We start from the raw sequence: 15,857 nt of genomic DNA on the forward strand, positions 1-15,857 counted from the left end.
GAGTAGGGGAGTAGGGGAGTAGGGGAAGAGATCTCTGCTCTTGCGGCCGACCGCTCACGACTAAACAATCGTTCTACTGCCTACTGCCTACTGCCTACTGCCTTCCTACTTCCTACTCCCCTACTGCCTAACCTCCTGAGGTCCCCCCATGCCTTCCCATTTCCTCGGCATCGATGTCGGCACCGGCAGCGCGCGCGCCGGCGTCTTCGACGAGAGCGGCCAGCTGCTCGCTTCCGCCAAGCGCGACATCGCGCTCTTCGTCGAGCCCGGCGAGATCGCCGAGCAGTCGAGCCGGGACATCTGGCAGGCGGTGTGCGCCAGCGTGCGCGACGCGGTCGGGAAATCGGGCGTCGGTCCCGGGGAAATCGGCGGCATCGGCTTCGACGCGACCTGTTCGCTGGTGGTGGTCGGCGACGACGGCGAACCTTTGCCGGTCGGCCGCTCGGGAGACAGCGACAGGAACATCATCGTCTGGATGGACCATCGCGCCCTCGACCAGACCAGGCGCATCAACGCCCTGCGGCATCCGGTCCTCGACTATGTTGGCGGCGTCATATCGCCGGAAATGGAGACGCCGAAGCTTTTGTGGCTCAAGGAGAACCTGCCGGCGACCTTTGCCCAAGCGCGGCATTTCTTCGACCTGGCCGATTACCTGACCTGGCGCGCCACCGGCAGCCTTGCCCGCTCGGTCTGCACGCTCGCCTGCAAATGGACCTATCTCGGCCACGAACGGCGCTGGGACGAAAGCTATTTCCATGCCGTGGGGCTTGGTGAGCTTGCCGACGAGGATTTTGCCCGCATCGGCACCGACGTGGTCGATCCCGGCACGGCGCTGGGCGCCGGCCTGACGGAAGCGGCGGCCGCTGAATTGGGACTGGTCGCAGGCACGGTTGTCGCTGCCGGGCTGATCGACGCTCACGCCGGCGGCGTCGGCACCGTGGGGGCCGCGGGCGACGCCGGCACCATCGCCTCGCGCATGGCCTATGTGCTCGGCACCTCTGCCTGCACCATGGCAAGCAGCGAAGGCCCGGCCTTCGTTCCGGGGGTCTGGGGACCCTATTATTCCGCCATGGTGCCCGGGCTCTGGCTGAGCGAAGGCGGCCAGTCGGCGGCCGGAGCGGCCATCGATCTCCTGGTGCATTTCCACCCGGCCGAGGCCGAAGCCTCCGCGCGTGCAGCTGCCGAAGGCAAATCGCTGGTCGATTGGCTGGCCGCGGCCGCCACGGCGGGCTCGCCCGACCTGTCGGCCGCCGCCACGCTCGCGGGAAGCATCCATGTCGTTCCTGAATTCCTCGGCAATCGCTCGCCCCTGGCCGATCCAGACGCGCGCGGCCTGATCGCCGGGCTTGGCACCGACCGTTCCGTCGAGAATCTCGTCGGCCTTTACGTGGCCGGGCTTTGCGGCCTCGGCTACGGCGTGCGCCAGATCGTGGCGGCGATGGCGTCATCCGGTCTTGCCGTCGACACCATCGTCATCAGCGGCGGCGCCGGGCAGTCGCCGCTGGTGCGCCAGCTGCTTGCCGACGCCGCCGGCTTGGCGGTCGCGGCGTCGCAATCGCCCGAACCGGTGCTGCTGGGCGCTGCGATGCTCGGAGCTGTCGCGGCCGGCCGGTATGCGGACCTTTCAAGCGCCATGCCTGCCATGTCCCGGCTTGGCGATGTTTTCACCCCGGCGACCGGTGAAATGCGGGCTTGGCACGACAAACGTTACGAAGCCTTCCTGTCGCTGCAGGCGGTGGGACGCAGCATACGTTGAGAGACCGTTTTGTTTCTGCGCGATTCCGGACGCTTGGACCAAGCGCGAAGGTTCGCTTGCCCCAACGAAGCAATCGCAGACTCCGGAGATCAGCGCAGCGTCCGAGCTTCGTCATCCACGGGCGGAGCGGGAGCGCAGCGGACGCGTAGACCCGAGGATCCATTCCGTGACCTTGGCCGTGGGATGCAGCGGAGTAGAATTCTGCACCGTAGAAGCGCCTCAAAGTAACGGAATGATTCCAGGGTCTGCGCGCGTCGCTTCGCTCCTTGCTCCGCCATAGAATGACGAAATCGCGAAGGCCACGGCCAATCTCAAGGTTGCAATTGCCATTCAAAATTCTACGCCGAATTACATCCGGCTGGTAATCCAGGAAAAGTGGACGCGGTTTTCCGGTTGTCAGGCCCATCCTCGGCTCTACGCGTTCGCGGTGCTCCCGCTCCGCCCGTGGATGACGAAGTCCAAGCAAAATCCGCGTGACAAAAGTTGACGTTTACGTAAAAAGAAGGCGTGAGGCCGGCCCAAAGGTGGATGGCTTCGCTTCGGCCATGCGCCTACGCTCGGCCGGAATGGGAGGAGCAGACATGTATCGCGCGCCGGTCGAGGACATCGCCTTCACGCTGAAGCAGGTGGCGGGGCTGAAGCCGGCGCTTGACGCCGGCATTTTTGGCGATCTCGGCGAGGACCTTGTCGACGCGATCCTGGCCGAGGCAGGCCGCTTCGCCAGCGAGGAAGTGGCCCCCCTCTACAAGATCGGCGACGAGCAAGGCGCTGTGCTGAAGGACGCCGCCGTCACCACGCCGCCCGGCTGGAAGGAGCTCTACCGGCGCTGGATCGAGGGTGGCTGGAACGCGCTGTCCGGTCCGGAAGAATTCGGCGGCCAAGGCCTGCCGACCATGCTCGGCGTCGCCGCATTCGAAATGTGGAACTCCGCCGCCATGGCCTTTGGCATCGGCCCAACGCTGACCATGGGCGCCGTCGAGGCGCTCGACACACACGCCTCGGAGGACCTCAAGGCCAAATACCTCGCAAAACTCGTCTCCGGCGAGTGGATGGGCACGATGAACCTGACCGAGCCGCAGGCGGGCTCCGACCTCGCGGCCTTGCGCAGCCGCGCCGAGCCCGTCGGCGACGGCACCTACCGCATCTTCGGCCAGAAAATCTTCATCACCTATGGCGAGCATGATTTCACCGACAACATCGTGCATCTGGTGCTGGCCAGGCTGCCCGACGCGCCGGCCGGCACGCGCGGCATCTCGCTGTTTTTGGTGCCGAAGTTTTTCGTCAATGACGACGGTTCGCTCGGCGCCCGCAACGACGTCTTCTGTTCGGGCCTCGAGCACAAGCTCGGCATCCATGCCTCGCCGACCTGCACCATGATCTACGGCGACGGTTTTCGAGGCTCCGCACCCGGCGCCATCGGGTGGCTGATCGGCGAGGAGAACAAGGGTCTGGCCTGCATGTTCACAATGATGAACAACGCCCGCCTTGCCGTCGGCATGCAGGGCGTGGCCGTGGCTGAGGCCGCCACCCAGAAGGCGATCGCCTATGCCAATGAGCGCCGCCAAGGCAAGGCTCCCGCCTATTCGGGCTCCGGCATGGCGCCGATCGTCCATCACCCGGACGTGCAGCGCAATCTCTTGACCATGAAGGCGCTGACCCAGATCGCCCGCTCGATCAGCTATTCCTGCGCCCACGCCATCGACCGCGCGCGCGTCGGCCAGGGCGAGGCCGCCGCCAATTGGCGCGACCGCGCCAACCTGCTAACGCCGCTCGCTAAAGCCTTCTCGACCGATGTCGGCGTCGAAGTCGCCTCGATCGGCGTCCAGGTGCATGGCGGCATGGGCTTCATTGAGGAGACAGGTGCCGCAGCGCTCTATCGCGATGCGCGCATCGCGCCGATCTATGAAGGCACCAACGGCATCCAGGCGATCGATCTTGTGGCGCGAAAGCTGCCGCTCGGCGGTGGCGAGCATGTGCATTCCTACATCGGCGAATTGAAAGCGGTGGCCGATGCGGTGCGCACCTCCAACATTGACGGTTTCGGCCGCACCGCCGACAATCTCGACCATGCGCTGGCCGATCTCGACGAGGCGACGCGCTTCCTGCAGAGGCAGCTTGCCGACGGCAAGGCCGACGCCGCGATGGCCGGCGCCACGCCCTATCTGCGCCTGATCTCGCTCGCCGCCGGCGGCGCCTATCTGGCGCAAGGCGGGCTGGCCGATCGTGGCCGCGTCGCGCTTTGCCGCTTCTTTGCAGAAAACCTGCTCGGTGAGACACGCGCCCTGAAGGAGCGTGTCGTCGACGGCGCCGAGAGCCTCGCCGCCGCCGGCAAGCAACTGATTTCCGCTTGACGTTCACAAGGAAAAAATCGTGACAGACCATATCCTCGTCGAGCGCCAGGGCGCCGTGCAGATCATCCGCATCAACCGCCCGGACAAGAAGAACGCGCTGACGCGCGCTATGTATGCGAAAATGTCGGCCGCCCTTGCCGAAGGCGATGCCGATCCGGCGGTCCGCGTCCATGTCTTCCTCGGCGTTCCAGGCGCCTTTTCCGCCGGCAACGACCTGGCCGATTTCCTGGTCATCGCCACCGGCGGCGAGGGCGGCAACGAGGTCTGGGATTTCCTGATGGCGCTGGCCAGGGCCGAAAAGCCGATGGTGTCGGGCGTCGACGGCATCGCCGTCGGCATCGGCACCACGCTCAACCTGCATTGCGACCTGACCTTCGCCACGCCGCGCACGCTGTTCCGCACGCCCTTCGTCGATCTCGGCCTGGTGCCTGAAGCCGGCTCCAGTCTGATCGCGCCGCGGCTGCTTGGCCGGCAGGGCGCCTTCGCGTTGCTCGGCCTGGGCGAAGGCTTTTCGGCCGAGCGCGCCAAGGCCGCCGGTATGATCTACGATGTCGTCGCGGAAGAGGCCCTCGAAAGCGCCGTGTTGGCGGCCGCCGCCGACATCGCGGCCAAGCCGCCAGAGGCGCTGAAGATCGCGCGCGACCTGATGCGCGCGCCGCGCGAGGAATTGATCGCCCGCATCGAGGTCGAAAGCGAGCATTTCCGCGAGCGGCTCAAGTCGGATGAGGCGCGCGGGGCGCTCACCGCCTTCATGACGCGCAAGAAGGGCTGAGCCCTTCGCCTGCGGCACCGTTCAAGGATAAAGCCGCGTCTTGTCCCAGCCGGCGGCGTTGCGCGAGAAAAGGATGCGGTCGTGCAGGCGGAACGGCCTGTCCTGCCAGAACTCGATCGTCTGCGGCAGGATGCGGAAACCCGACCAATGTTTCGGTCGCGGGATCTCGCCGATGGCGTAGCGCGCCGTGTATTCGGCTACCGCCTTTTCCAGCGCGAACCGGCTTTCCAGCGGCCGCGACTGTTTCGAGGCCCAGGCGCCGATGCGGCTGCCGCGCGGGCGTGTCGCGTAATAGGCGTCGGCCTCGGCGTCGCTGACGATCTCCACCGGCCCGCGTATACGCACCTGGCGGCGCAGCGATTTCCAGTGGAAGCACATCGCCGCCTTCATGCTGCCAAGAATCTCGCGGCCCTTGGCGCTCTCGAAATTCGTGTAGAAGACAAATCCCTTTTCGTCGAACCCCTTGAGCAGCACCATTCGCACATCCGGCATGCCGTCGGCGTCGACGGTTGCCAGCGCTACGCCGTTGGGATCGTTGGGCTCGCTTTTGGTGGCGTCCTCCAGCCATGCGGCAAAGAGCCTGAACGGCTCCGCGGCCTCGGTGAAGTCACTGCTTGTTAACTCAGTTTCGTTCATAGTTTTCCGAATTTTTACCGTTGCGGGAGGAGTTGGCCGATTGTCGCGTATCGCGCAAGCTTTTGACAGCAGGCAATGGGGCGTTATCGCTTCTGCCAGCGTCAAGGCTGTGGTCGTGACGTTGGCGCTTCCGCTTGCCGCTTGCGGTGCCGGCGGCTTCAGCCTCGAAAAGGCCGACGTCGACCGCTCGATCATCACCTCCAGCGCGCCATCCTCGCCGGCTGCCCCGGCGGCTGATAAGGACTCCGACCAGACCACCATCGGCAACGCCGTTTCCTCCGCCGACTTGAAGGAGCTTGCCGGCCAAGCGGTGCCATGGGCCAATGCCGGGACCGGGTCCCGCGGCGCGATCACCGAACTGGTGGAACTGAAGGATGGCGGCCTGACCTGCCGCCGCTTCAGCGCCACGCGCGAGAGCTTCGACGGCGTCGCCCTCTACAAGGGCGAGCTGTGCCTAGCCGAGGCCGGCGGTTGGCGCATGCAGGAATTCAAGGCGCTCTGATTATCCGGCACTCCGATTTTCGGGCGCCATTGCCCTTGCGCCACTGGAATTTCTTCCTATGCGAGCGCATATAGGAGGCGACTCATAAATCCATTCTCTCATGCAGGCAGGAAGCATGCGCGACCCCTATGAGGTGCTGGGCGTTGCCAAGAACGCATCGGCCAAGGACATAAAATCGGCTTACCGCAAGCTCGCCAAGAAGTATCATCCGGACCAGAATCCGAATGATCCGAAGGCGAAGGACCGTTTTGCCGCCGCCAACCAGGCTTACGAGATCGTCGGCGATGAGAAGACGCGCGCCGCCTACGATCGCGGCGAGATCGACGCCGACGGCAAGCCTAAATTCCAGGGCTTTGAAGGCGCAGCCGGCGGCGATCCGTTTGCCGGATTCCGCCGTCAGCAAGGCCCCGGCGGCGCGCATTTCGAATTTCGCAGCGGGCGCCCGGGCGGCGATCCGTTCGACGGCAACAGCGACATCTTCAGCCAGATTTTTGGCGATGCCTTCTCCGGCGCCCGCGGCGCCGGCCGGGCCGACCGCCGTCAGCCGGTCCAGGCCGCGGACCTCAACGTCACCATGGATATCAGTGTCGAGGAGGCAGCCACCGCCGATAAGGTGACGGCGATGTTCCCCGACGGCCGCAAGGTGGCGGTCAAGCTGCCGGCCTATGTCGAGGATGGCCAGACGATCCGCTTGAAGGGCCAGGGCGAGCAGGGTCCGGGCCAGCCTGGCGACGCGCTGGTCAAGATCCACATCCGCCGCCATTCGCGCTATCGCATCGAAGGCCGCGACCTGCATGTCGATCTTCCCGTCGATCTGGCCGATGCGGTGCTTGGCGCCAAAGTGGCGGTCGAGACGCCGACCGGCAAGCTCGCGGTCAACGTGCCCGCATGGTCGAGCTCGGACAAGGTGCTGCGCCTCAAGGGCAGGGGCCTGCCGGAAAAGGCAGGCGGCCATGGCGATCTCTATGCCCATGTTCGGCTGATGCTGCCGGAGGGCGGCGATGCCGAGCTCGAGGCCCTGATGCGCCGCAGAAAAGGCTGATTGAGGGAATTTTGTTCCTGTTGCAGTGTCTTTTGAGCGCTTGAAGGGGCTTTGTGCCTGTGCGATAGGCTCTCCACAAAGCAGATATTCTTGCGGAGAGCTTGCACATGGCGGGTGGACAGGGCCTGATGGCCGGTAAGCGGGGCCTGATCCTGGGCGTCGCCAACAATCGGTCGATCGCTTTCGGCATCGCCAAGGCCTGCGTCGATCACGGCGCCGAAATCGCTCTGACCTATCAGGGCGAGGCCTTCAGGAAGCGCGTCGAGCCGCTCGCGGCCGAACTCAACGCGCATGTCGCAGGCCATTGCGACGTCACCGACCCGGAAAGCCTCGACGCGGTCTTCGCCGACATCGCCAAGCACTGGGGCAAGCTCGACTTCCTCGTCCACGCCATCGCCTTTTCCGACAAGGACGAGCTCACCGGCCGTTATGTCGAGACGACGCGCGACAATTTCCTGCGGACCATGGACATTTCGGTCTATTCCTTCACCACCATCGCCAAGCGCGCCGAGCCGCTGATGACCGATGGCGGCTCGCTTTTGACGCTGACCTATTACGGCGCCGAGAAGGTGATGCCACATTACAACGTCATGGGCGTCGCCAAGGCGGCGCTCGAGGCCAGCGTACGCTATCTCGCGGTCGATCTCGGGGCCAAGAAGATCCGCGTCAACGCGATCTCCGCCGGTCCGATCAAGACGCTGGCCGCCTCCGGCATCGGCGATTTCCGCTACATCCTGAAGTGGAACGAGTACAATTCGCCGCTGAAGCAGACGGTCACCCAGGAAGAGGTCGGTGATTCCGGCGTCTATTTCCTGTCGGACCTGTCGCGCGGCGTGACCGGCGAGGTTCATCATGTCGATTCCGGCTACCATGTCGTCGGCATGAAGGCGGTCGACGCGCCGGATATCTCGACCGTCAAGGACTGATCCTCTCCGCTTATCCAGCGTCCAAGCAACTTCCAGGAAAAGTGCGAAGCGGTTTTCCGTCCGGAATTGCTTGAAAAGCAAAAAGCGCCCGACCTTGGAAGACCTGATGTATCCGCTCGTCTACATCGCGCGTCACGGCCAGACCGAGTGGAATGCCGAGCGCCGCCTGCAGGGCCAGGCCGATACCGATATCAACGAACTTGGCCGCGAGCAGGCGACGCAAAACGGCCGACGGTTGGCGGAACTCATCGGAAATCCTGCGGATTTCGATTTTGTCGCCAGCCCGATGCGGCGCACGCGCGAGACGATGGAGCTGATGCGCGCTGCGATGGGGCTCGATCCTTCCGCCTACCGCACCGATCCACGCCTGGTGGAGCTAAGCTTCGGCGACTGGCAGGGTTTCACCTTTGCCGAACTCGAAAAGCGTGTCCCGGGTTCGACCAAAAGTCGCCGCGCAGCGAAGTGGGATTTCCAGCCGCCGGGCGAGGGCGCGGAAAGCTACGAAATGCTGCTCGAGCGGATAAAGCCGTGGCTGGACGCGCTACGCCGGCCGACGGTCTGCGTCACCCATGGCGGCGTCATGCGCTGCTTCTTCCGCTTGGTCACTGGCATTTCCAAGGAGGAGGCCGCCAGCCTCGATGTCCCGCAGGACCGCCTGCTCCGGCTGGAGGGCCGCAGCCTGGAGTGGCTTTGAAGGCACTCCGCTTCGTCATTCTAGGGCGAAGCAGGAGCGAAGCTCCGTCGCGGAGACGCTAGGCGCGGCCTAGCGAATTCAGGTCAGGCCGAGTCGAAAATGGTGGGTTCCGAGAACCGGCCTACGCCGGCCGTAGCCTTCATAGCGCGGAGACCCTCATGAGAGCTTCGGCCGGCGAAGGCCGGAGCGGAGCGTACTTTTCATACGTGAGCACCGGAAGCGCAGGAAGCCGCCATTTGCAGGCCGGCCTCACCTGAATTCAGTTCTGGTCGCTGTCGGGCAACTGCATGTCCGTCACGACATTCTCGCCATTGGTCACGTCATAGGCGATGACGATGTCCATGCCGGGCTTCAGCGAGTCGATGTCGGTCTCGGCGTTGAGCTTGTAGGCCTTGCCGTCGTCGAGCGTCAGCGTCAGCGTGTCCTTGTCGACCTTCTTGATCAGGCCTTCGGTCTGGCCGGCGAACGCGGCGGCGGTGGAAATCAGCAACATGGCGCAGGCCGCGCCAATCAGGGTACGCATCGTCGTCCTCTTTAGGTCATTGCGCCGGCTTGTCAGCGGCGGGTCCTCAACGGCGGATGGGAAGAGAGCAGAAACCAACCGAATGTGTCAAAACTAAATCCGCCACATCACAGTTTGATGCACACCCGATCAGCGTTTGACCACTGTGGAAAACGCCAATAGAAGGCAGCCTTAACCGGGTTCCCTCACCGGGCAGGGCGTATCCTCATGTCGCACAACACATTCGGCCACCTCTTTCGAGTCACCACCTGGGGTGAAAGCCATGGCGCCGCGCTCGGCTGCGTTGTCGACGGCTGCCCGTCCGGCATCCGCTTCAAGCGCGAGGATATCCAGGCCGAGCTCGACCGCCGGCGGCCCGGACAGTCGCGCTTCGTCACCCAACGCCGCGAGCCGGACGAGGTCAAGATCCTGTCCGGCTTCATCCTCGACGAGGACGGCGAGACGATGATCACCACTGGCACGCCGGTGTCGATGCTGATCGAGAATGTCGACCAGCGCTCCAAGGACTATGGCGAGATCGCCCGCCAGTATCGGCCGGGCCATGCCGACTACACCTACGACGTCAAATACGGCCTGCGCGATCACCGCGGCGGCGGCCGCTCTTCGGCGCGTGAGACGGCAGCGCGGGTGGCGGCGGGCGCCCTGGCGCGCCGGATAGTGCCCGGCATGGTGGTGCGCGGCGCGCTGGTGTCGATGGGCGAAAAGTCCATCGACCGCGCCAACTGGAACTGGAATTTCGTCGGCGACGCCGAGAACCCGTTCTTCACCCCGGATCCGGCCTCGGTCCCGGTCTTTACCGCCTATCTCGACGGCATCCGCAAGGCCGGCTCTTCGGTCGGCGCGGTGATCGAGATCGTCGCCGACGGCGTGCCGCCCGGCCTCGGCGCGCCGATCTATGCCAAGCTCGACCAGGATATCGCCTCCGGCCTGATGTCGATCAACGCCGTCAAGGGCGTCGAGATCGGCAATGGTTTCGAGGCGGCCCGCATCACCGGCGAACAGAACGCCGATGAGATGCGCATGGGCAATGACGGCAAGCCGGTGTTCCTGTCCAACAATGCCGGCGGCATACTGGGCGGCATCTCGACCGGCCAGGCGATCGTCGCCCGCTTCGCCGTCAAGCCGACCTCGTCGATCCTGACCCCGCGCCAGTCGATCGACAAGGATGGCAAGGATGTCGAGGTGATGACCAAGGGCCGCCACGACCCGTGCGTCGGCATCCGCGCCGTGCCGATCGGCGAGGCCATGGTTGCCTGCGCGATCGCGGATCATTATCTGCGGCACAGAGGACAGACAGGGAGGGGAGTAGGCAGTGGGGATTAGGCAGTAGACCGCCCGACACAGCCATTTTCTTTCTTCTACTGCCTACTGCCTACTGCCTACTGCCTACGGCCTAATTCCTGCGAGCGAAGCGAGCGCCGATGCCCTACGACCAGAAGAAGATCGTCGAAGCGATCCGTGCTTTCGAGCGCGGTGAGATCGTCGTTGTCATGGACGATGACGGGCGCGAGAACGAGGGCGACCTGATCGTCGCCGCCGTCCACTGCACGCCGGAGAAGATGGCCTTCATCGTGCGCAACACCTCCGGCATCGTCTGCACGCCGATGCTGCGCGAGGACGCGAGGCGGCTGAACCTCGCGCCGATGGTGGCGGACAATGATTCCGCGCACACCACTGCCTTCACGGTCAGCGTCGATTTCAAGCATGGCACGACAACAGGCATTTCCGCCGACGACCGCACGCTCACCGTGCGCAACCTTGCCAATGGCAATGTCGGCCCGTCGGATTTCGTGCGTCCCGGCCACATCTTCCCGCTGATCGCGCGCGAAGGCGGCGTCTTGATGCGCTCCGGCCATACGGAGGCCGCGGTCGATCTCTGCAAGCTCGCCGGTCTGCCGCCGGTCGGCGTCATCTCTGAGCTGGTCAATGACGACGGCACGGTCAAGCGCGGGCCGCAAGTGCAGGCCTTTGCCGAGGAACATGGGCTGAAGCAGGTCTCGGTCGCCGACCTCATCGCCTATCGCCAGCGCAAGGAGACGCTGGTCGAACGCGTCGCCTGCTCCGACATCGACACGCCCGGCGGCAAGGCCCAGGCCTTCACCTACACGCTGCCCTGGGATTCCATGCACCATCTCGCGGTCGTCTTCGGCGATATCCGCGATGGCGAAGAGGTGCCGGTACGGCTGCACTCGGAAGATGTCGTCACCGATGTCTTCGGCACCAGCCATCGGCTCGACGGCATCATGAAGGCCATGGGCGACCGCAGGCGCGGCGTCATCGTCTATCTGCGTGAAGGCTCGGTCGGTGTCGCCCATCAGGAGCGTAAGCGGCCCGCGAGCGGCGAGCGCGAGGACCACGAAGAAGCCCGCCGCCGCGAGAACGAATGGCGCGAGATCGGCCTTGGCGCCCAGATTCTCAGGGACCTGGGCATCTCCTCGATCAACCTGATCGCCTCGCGCGAGCGCCACTATGTCGGTCTTGAAGGATTTGGCATCCATATCGCCAAGACCGAGATTCTGTAGTCCGTCGAAGGACCTGACGCGCCAGAGGTCCTAGCGGCAGTCTGATTGATGGAGCCTCCGCGACGCAGGCGATTGGCGGAAGCCTCCGCGACGTCGTCATCCTCGGGCGGAGCAAGGAGCGAAGCGACGCGCGCAGACCCGAGGATCCATTCCGTGACCTCGAAGCGCCGCGACGGTTCAGAATTCTGCTCCGCTGCGCTCTATGATCAAGGTCACGGAATGGATCCTCGGGTCTGCGCTCCGCTTCGCGTCGCTCCGCCCGTGGATGACGAAGTCGCGAGGGTCTCGGCCAATTCCGAACGCTGGCGAAACGAGTGCTGGACGCTTCGTTCGATCACTCCGCCGGAACCACCGCCTCGCCCCTGTCCACATCGCAATCGTCCGTCGCCAACCGGCATTGACCGGCGAACACGGTGACGAGCGCGATGGCGCCGGCCGCGACCGAAACCCAAAACCCGTTCTGCGGACCGAAAGTGTCGACCATCCAGCCGGCGGCGAAGGAACCCAGCGCCATGCCGATGCCGATGCCGGTCGTCACCCAGGTGACGCCTTCGGTGAGCATCGCCGGCGGCACGTGGCGCTCGATCAGGCCGAAGGCGGTGATGAAGGTCGGCGAGATCGCGACGCCGCTGACGAACACCGCCAGCGCCAGAGTCGGCACCGTGTCAACGAAGAGGAGCGGCAAGGTGGTGAGCGCGATCACGGTGACTGCAAGGGCCAATTGCCGCTGCAGCGGCACCTTGAGGCTGAGCGCGCCGACGATGATGCCCAGCAGGAAGGATCCCAGCGCATAGACGCCGATGACGAGGCTCGCCGCCTCAGGCTGGCCAAGCTCCTTGGTGATCGCCACCGTCGTCACTTCCGTCGTGGCGAAGGTCGCGCCGACGAATATCAGTGCGAAGGTGATGATCTGCACCGGCCGCAGGCGGATCGCCGAGCCGGCCGCGCCATGTTCGGCCGGGCGGACCGGCGGCTCGGACGAGCGCTGCAGCAGGAATGCCGCCGAGCCGAGCGCAAGCAGCAATGTGCTGACCACTATGCCGGCTTCCGGGAACAGCGCGGCGCTCAAGCCCACCGACAGCGAGGCGCCGGCGACATAGACCAGTTCGTCGGCGGCCGATTCGAAAGCAAACGCCGTGTTGAGCTCCGGCCGGTCGCGGAAGATCTCAGTCCAGCGCGCCCTGACCAGTGCCGGGATGCTGGGCATTGCGGCGGCAAGTAGTGCCGAACCGAACAACGTCCAGATAGGCCAGTGCTGGTTGGCCGCGACGATCAATGTCGCGAAGGAAAGCACCGAGACGAGCGTCATGGGTGCTGCGATCGCCGTCTGGCCGCGTCGGTCCACCAGCCGCGACACTTGCGGCGACAGGAACGCGTTGACCAGCGCATAGGTCGCCGAGACGGCGCCGGCCAGCCAGTATTCGCCATGCGTCTGCGACAGCATCGCCACGATACCGATCGGCGCCATGGCGATCGGCAAGCGCGCGATGAAAGCCGCCGCGGCGAAGCCTTTCGTGCCGGGAGCCCGAAAGATGTCCGAATAAGGATTTCGCATGATCCTGCTCCTCGACAACGGTGCATACTAAAATTACATACGCTGCGTATGACTGTGAGATAGTTCATACGCCACGTATGTCAATTGGCATACGAGGCGTATGTGAATAGGGCCAGAACCATGCACAGACCGCGCAAGGAGATGATTGCCGAGACGCGCGCCAAGCTGATCGCAGCCGCTCGCCATGCTTTCGGCACGATCGGCTATGCCGAGGCCTCGATGGACGATTTCACCGCGTCGGCCGGCCTCACGCGCGGCGCGCTCTACCATCATTTCGGCGACAAGAAGGGGCTGCTGCAGGCGGTGATCGCCGAGATCGACGGCGAAATGGCTGTGCGGGTGAACGAGGTGGCTTCGAAAGCGCCGACCCGCTGGCAGCATTTCGTCGACGAATGCACCACATATATCGAGATGGCGCTGGAGCCGGAAATCCAGCGCATCATGTTCCGCGACGGCCCGGCGGTGCTCGGCGACCCGGCGCAGTGGCCGAATGCCAGCGCCTGCACCGCCTCGATGACCAACCATCTGACCAGGCTGCAGGAAGAGGGCGAGGTCGTTCCGGAGCTTGATCCCGAGACGACCTCACGGCTGATCAATGGCGCCAGCAGCCAGGCCGCGCAGCGCATCGCCAATTCGACGGACCCCGAGGCGACCTCGAAAAAAGCGATCACGGCCTTCAAGCAGTTGCTCGAAGGCTTGCGAAAGAAGCCTTGACGGCACGCTCGGGTAATCAAGCCACCGGCTTATGCACCGGTTTCGGGCCGGCGCAACCCTGCCGCGATTGACAATCGCCGGGGCGAGCGCATCCTCCACCGCCAACTCTGAAGGTGAGGGGAGTCGGGGCCATGTGGGACTTCAGCATCGCCAGATCCGTGTCGATCATGATGCGGACATGGCCGTTCATCGTCTTTCGCATGATCGTCTATTTTGGCATCACGGTCGCCTACATCATGGCGACCGGTACGGGCGCCAGCGTCGGCTACGGCGTCGGCCACATCTCCACCGATCCCGACGGCCCGATGTCCTTCGCGCTGTGGGGTGGCGTGGTCGGCTTCGGCGTCGTCTCGATCGCCGTCTACTGGATACGCGAATACATCCTCTATGTGTTGAAAGCGGGCCATATCGCCGTCATGGTGCATCTGATCGACGGCCAAGATGTCCCCGACGGCCAGGGCCAGATCGCCTACGCGAAGGAAGTGGTCACCCAGCGTTTTGCCGAGGCCAACATCCTTTTCGTCGTCGACCAGCTGGTCAAGGGCGCCATCCGAGCCATCACCGGCCTGATCGGCGGCATCGCCGCCTTCCTGCCCATTCCGGGCCTGAGCGGCATCGTCAGCTTCATCAACACGGTGATCCGCCTGTCGCTGACCTATGTCGACGAAATCATCCTCGGCTACAATATCCGCATCAATTCGAGCTCGCCTTTCGAGACGGCAAGGCAAGGCGTCGTGCTCTACGCGCAGAACGGCAAGCACATGGTCAAGAACGCCGTCTGGTTGGCGGCGATCATGTGGGGCGTGTCCTTCGTCATCTTCCTGTTGATGCTGGCGCCCGCGGCGGCCATTCTGTGGGTCATGCCGGGCCAGCTTGCCGGCTGGGCTTTCGTGCTGGCCATCGTCTTTGCCTGGGCCTTCAAGGCAGCCTTCATCGAGCCCTTCGCCATCGCCTCGCTGATGCAGGTCTATTTCGAAGCCATCGAAGGTCAGGCGCCCAACCCCGAATGGGACACGCGGCTCGCTGAGGCGTCCTCCAAATTCAGGGAACTGCGCGACAAGGCGCTCGGCTCCTTCGGCGGCGGCTCGCGTTGGGACACGCCCCGAGCGGCTTGATCAGGTCAGGGTTTCGACGGCCCGGCGCCGAGACTGGCGATCGCCGATTTGAGCGGCGCCTCGCCGGCGCCGCGAAAAGTCTCGCTCATCACCAGTTCGGGCAGCGGCAGGCGCTTGCCCCAGCCATGCGCTTCAAGGTCCGGCTTCGGCGCGAAGGCCGAGACGCGGCCGACGCACAGATAGGCGATCGGCGTGACATGCTCCGGGATCGCGAGAAGCCGCTTCAGTGCCTCGGTCTCGATGATGCTCACCCAGCCGACGCCGACACCTTCGGCCCGCGCCGCCAGCCAGAAATTCTGCACCGCGCAGACGGTGCTGTAGAGGTCCATCTCCGGATTGTGCCAACGCCCGAGCGGCGAATCCTTCGACCGCTGCCGGTCGCAGGTGATGCACAGGTTGAGCGCGCTTTCGCAAATGCCCTCGAGTTTCAGCTTGCGGTAGAGCGCCTGCCGTTCCGCCTCGATCGCCGGCAACTCCTGCTCGCGCGCGGCGAGGAACAGGTCGCGCACTTGTCTGCGCCGCTCGGCATCGCGGATGACGATGAAATTCCACGGCTGCATATAGCCGACCGACGGGGCGTGATGCGCGGCGGTGATGAGCCGCGCCAGCACATTGTCATCGAGATCGTCGGGGACGAAATGGCTGCGCACGTCGCGCCTGGTGAACATGGCCCGGTAGACCGCGTCGCGCGCCAATTGGTCAAAGTCGTCGCCGCTCGTGGCGATCGCTGCTGCCGTCATCGCTTTTCC

Annotated in this window: 15 protein-coding genes; 11 read left to right on the plus strand and 4 right to left on the minus strand. The window is 64.7% G+C overall.

Annotation, left to right across the window (positions count from 1 at the left end; genetic code table 11):
• The first annotated feature begins 148 nt into the window (after positions 1–148).
• From LB526_RS16390 to LB526_RS16400, 3 genes are all read left to right on the plus strand, one after another.
• Positions 149–1,756, plus strand: a complete 1,608-nt coding sequence (locus LB526_RS16390) for an FGGY-family carbohydrate kinase (RefSeq protein ID WP_224628510.1) — start codon at positions 149–151, stop codon at positions 1,754–1,756.
• Positions 1,757–2,337: 581 nt separating this feature from the next.
• Entirely contained in the window at positions 2,338–4,107 is a 1,770-nt protein-coding gene (locus LB526_RS16395) for an acyl-CoA dehydrogenase family protein (RefSeq protein WP_224628512.1), read from the plus strand.
• A gap of 19 nt (positions 4,108–4,126) precedes the next feature.
• Positions 4,127–4,879 carry a crotonase/enoyl-CoA hydratase family protein gene (locus LB526_RS16400; protein WP_224628514.1) on the plus strand — a complete coding sequence of 251 codons (753 nt, stop codon included), beginning with the start codon at positions 4,127–4,129 and terminating at the stop codon, positions 4,877–4,879.
• Between the two features lie 21 nt (positions 4,880–4,900).
• Here the strand turns inward: LB526_RS16400 and pdxH are convergent, their stop codons facing one another.
• On the minus strand, positions 4,901–5,620 hold the full coding sequence (gene pdxH, locus LB526_RS16405) for a pyridoxamine 5'-phosphate oxidase (RefSeq protein ID WP_411962463.1): 720 nt from the start codon (positions 5,618–5,620) through the stop codon (positions 4,901–4,903).
• Here pdxH and LB526_RS16410 point away from each other — a divergent pair.
• The 4 genes from LB526_RS16410 (at position 5,556) to LB526_RS16425 (ending at position 8,679) form a co-directional block, all read left to right on the plus strand.
• Positions 5,556–6,017 carry an RT0821/Lpp0805 family surface protein gene (locus LB526_RS16410; RefSeq protein ID WP_224526416.1) on the plus strand — a complete coding sequence of 154 codons (462 nt, stop codon included), beginning with the start codon at positions 5,556–5,558 and terminating at the stop codon, positions 6,015–6,017. The genes pdxH and LB526_RS16410 overlap by 65 nt on opposite strands.
• Before the next feature lie 115 nt (positions 6,018–6,132).
• Complete coding sequence (locus tag LB526_RS16415) at positions 6,133–7,059, plus strand: DnaJ C-terminal domain-containing protein (RefSeq protein WP_095767150.1); 927 nt, start codon at positions 6,133–6,135, stop codon at positions 7,057–7,059.
• A gap of 107 nt (positions 7,060–7,166) precedes the next feature.
• A complete protein-coding gene (gene fabI, locus LB526_RS16420; RefSeq protein ID WP_095766743.1) occupies positions 7,167–7,985 on the plus strand; it encodes an enoyl-ACP reductase FabI in 819 nt (272 codons plus the stop codon).
• A 106-nt stretch (positions 7,986–8,091) separates the two neighbouring features.
• Positions 8,092–8,679 carry a histidine phosphatase family protein gene (locus LB526_RS16425; protein WP_140845847.1) on the plus strand — a complete coding sequence of 196 codons (588 nt, stop codon included), beginning with the start codon at positions 8,092–8,094 and terminating at the stop codon, positions 8,677–8,679.
• 259 nt (positions 8,680–8,938) lie between these two features.
• Here LB526_RS16425 and LB526_RS16430 read toward each other — a convergent pair whose 3' ends face one another.
• Positions 8,939–9,202 (minus strand): DUF1344 domain-containing protein, encoded by a 264-nt coding sequence (locus tag LB526_RS16430; protein ID WP_041002438.1) that lies wholly within the window; start codon positions 9,200–9,202, stop codon positions 8,939–8,941.
• A gap of 207 nt (positions 9,203–9,409) precedes the next feature.
• Here LB526_RS16430 and aroC point away from each other — a divergent pair, with 207 nt between their 5' ends.
• Positions 9,410–10,525, plus strand: a complete 1,116-nt coding sequence (aroC, locus tag LB526_RS16435; RefSeq protein ID WP_224628517.1) for a chorismate synthase — start codon at positions 9,410–9,412, stop codon at positions 10,523–10,525.
• A gap of 98 nt (positions 10,526–10,623) precedes the next feature.
• Positions 10,624–11,724, plus strand: a complete 1,101-nt coding sequence (gene ribB, locus LB526_RS16440) for a 3,4-dihydroxy-2-butanone-4-phosphate synthase (protein ID WP_224628519.1) — start codon at positions 10,624–10,626, stop codon at positions 11,722–11,724.
• A 334-nt stretch (positions 11,725–12,058) separates the two neighbouring features.
• Here the strand turns inward: ribB and LB526_RS16445 are convergent, their stop codons facing one another.
• Positions 12,059–13,279, minus strand: coding sequence for an MFS transporter (locus LB526_RS16445; RefSeq protein WP_224628520.1), 1,221 nt, complete (start codon positions 13,277–13,279; stop codon positions 12,059–12,061).
• Positions 13,280–13,399: 120 nt separating this feature from the next.
• Here LB526_RS16445 and LB526_RS16450 point away from each other — a divergent pair, with 120 nt between their 5' ends.
• Entirely contained in the window at positions 13,400–13,993 is a 594-nt protein-coding gene (locus LB526_RS16450) for a TetR/AcrR family transcriptional regulator (protein ID WP_095766748.1), read from the plus strand.
• Positions 13,994–14,124: 131 nt separating this feature from the next.
• Complete coding sequence (locus tag LB526_RS16455; RefSeq protein ID WP_224628521.1) at positions 14,125–15,108, plus strand: hypothetical protein; 984 nt, start codon at positions 14,125–14,127, stop codon at positions 15,106–15,108.
• Between the two features lie 5 nt (positions 15,109–15,113).
• Here the strand turns inward: LB526_RS16455 and bluB are convergent, their stop codons facing one another.
• On the minus strand, positions 15,114–15,848 hold the full coding sequence (gene bluB, locus LB526_RS16460) for a 5,6-dimethylbenzimidazole synthase (RefSeq protein WP_224628522.1): 735 nt from the start codon (positions 15,846–15,848) through the stop codon (positions 15,114–15,116).
• Positions 15,849–15,857: the final 9 nt, after the last annotated feature.

Source organism: Mesorhizobium sp. CA6 (assembly GCF_020165035.1).
Taxonomy (GTDB): Bacteria; Pseudomonadota; Alphaproteobacteria; order Rhizobiales; family Rhizobiaceae; genus Mesorhizobium.

Bases quoted from the DNA above. Each gene is read 5' to 3' on its own strand.
- LB526_RS16430 (WP_041002438.1), bottom strand. From the start codon at position 9,202: ATGCGTACCCTGATTGGCGCGGCCTGCGCCATGTTGCTGATTTCCACC.
- LB526_RS16445 (WP_224628520.1), bottom strand. From the start codon at position 13,279: ATGCGAAATCCTTATTCGGACATCTTTCGGGCTCCCGGCACGAAAGGC.
- LB526_RS16450 (WP_095766748.1), top strand. From the start codon at position 13,400: ATGCACAGACCGCGCAAGGAGATGATTGCCGAGACGCGCGCCAAGCTG.
- fabI (WP_095766743.1), top strand. From the start codon at position 7,167: ATGGCGGGTGGACAGGGCCTGATGGCCGGTAAGCGGGGCCTGATCCTG.
- LB526_RS16425 (WP_140845847.1), top strand. From the start codon at position 8,092: ATGTATCCGCTCGTCTACATCGCGCGTCACGGCCAGACCGAGTGGAAT.
- LB526_RS16415 (WP_095767150.1), top strand. From the start codon at position 6,133: ATGCGCGACCCCTATGAGGTGCTGGGCGTTGCCAAGAACGCATCGGCC.
- bluB (WP_224628522.1), bottom strand. From the start codon at position 15,848: ATGACGGCAGCAGCGATCGCCACGAGCGGCGACGACTTTGACCAATTG.
- LB526_RS16395 (WP_224628512.1), top strand. From the start codon at position 2,338: ATGTATCGCGCGCCGGTCGAGGACATCGCCTTCACGCTGAAGCAGGTG.
- ribB (WP_224628519.1), top strand. From the start codon at position 10,624: ATGCCCTACGACCAGAAGAAGATCGTCGAAGCGATCCGTGCTTTCGAG.
- LB526_RS16455 (WP_224628521.1), top strand. From the start codon at position 14,125: ATGTGGGACTTCAGCATCGCCAGATCCGTGTCGATCATGATGCGGACA.
- aroC (WP_224628517.1), top strand. From the start codon at position 9,410: ATGTCGCACAACACATTCGGCCACCTCTTTCGAGTCACCACCTGGGGT.
- LB526_RS16390 (WP_224628510.1), top strand. From the start codon at position 149: ATGCCTTCCCATTTCCTCGGCATCGATGTCGGCACCGGCAGCGCGCGC.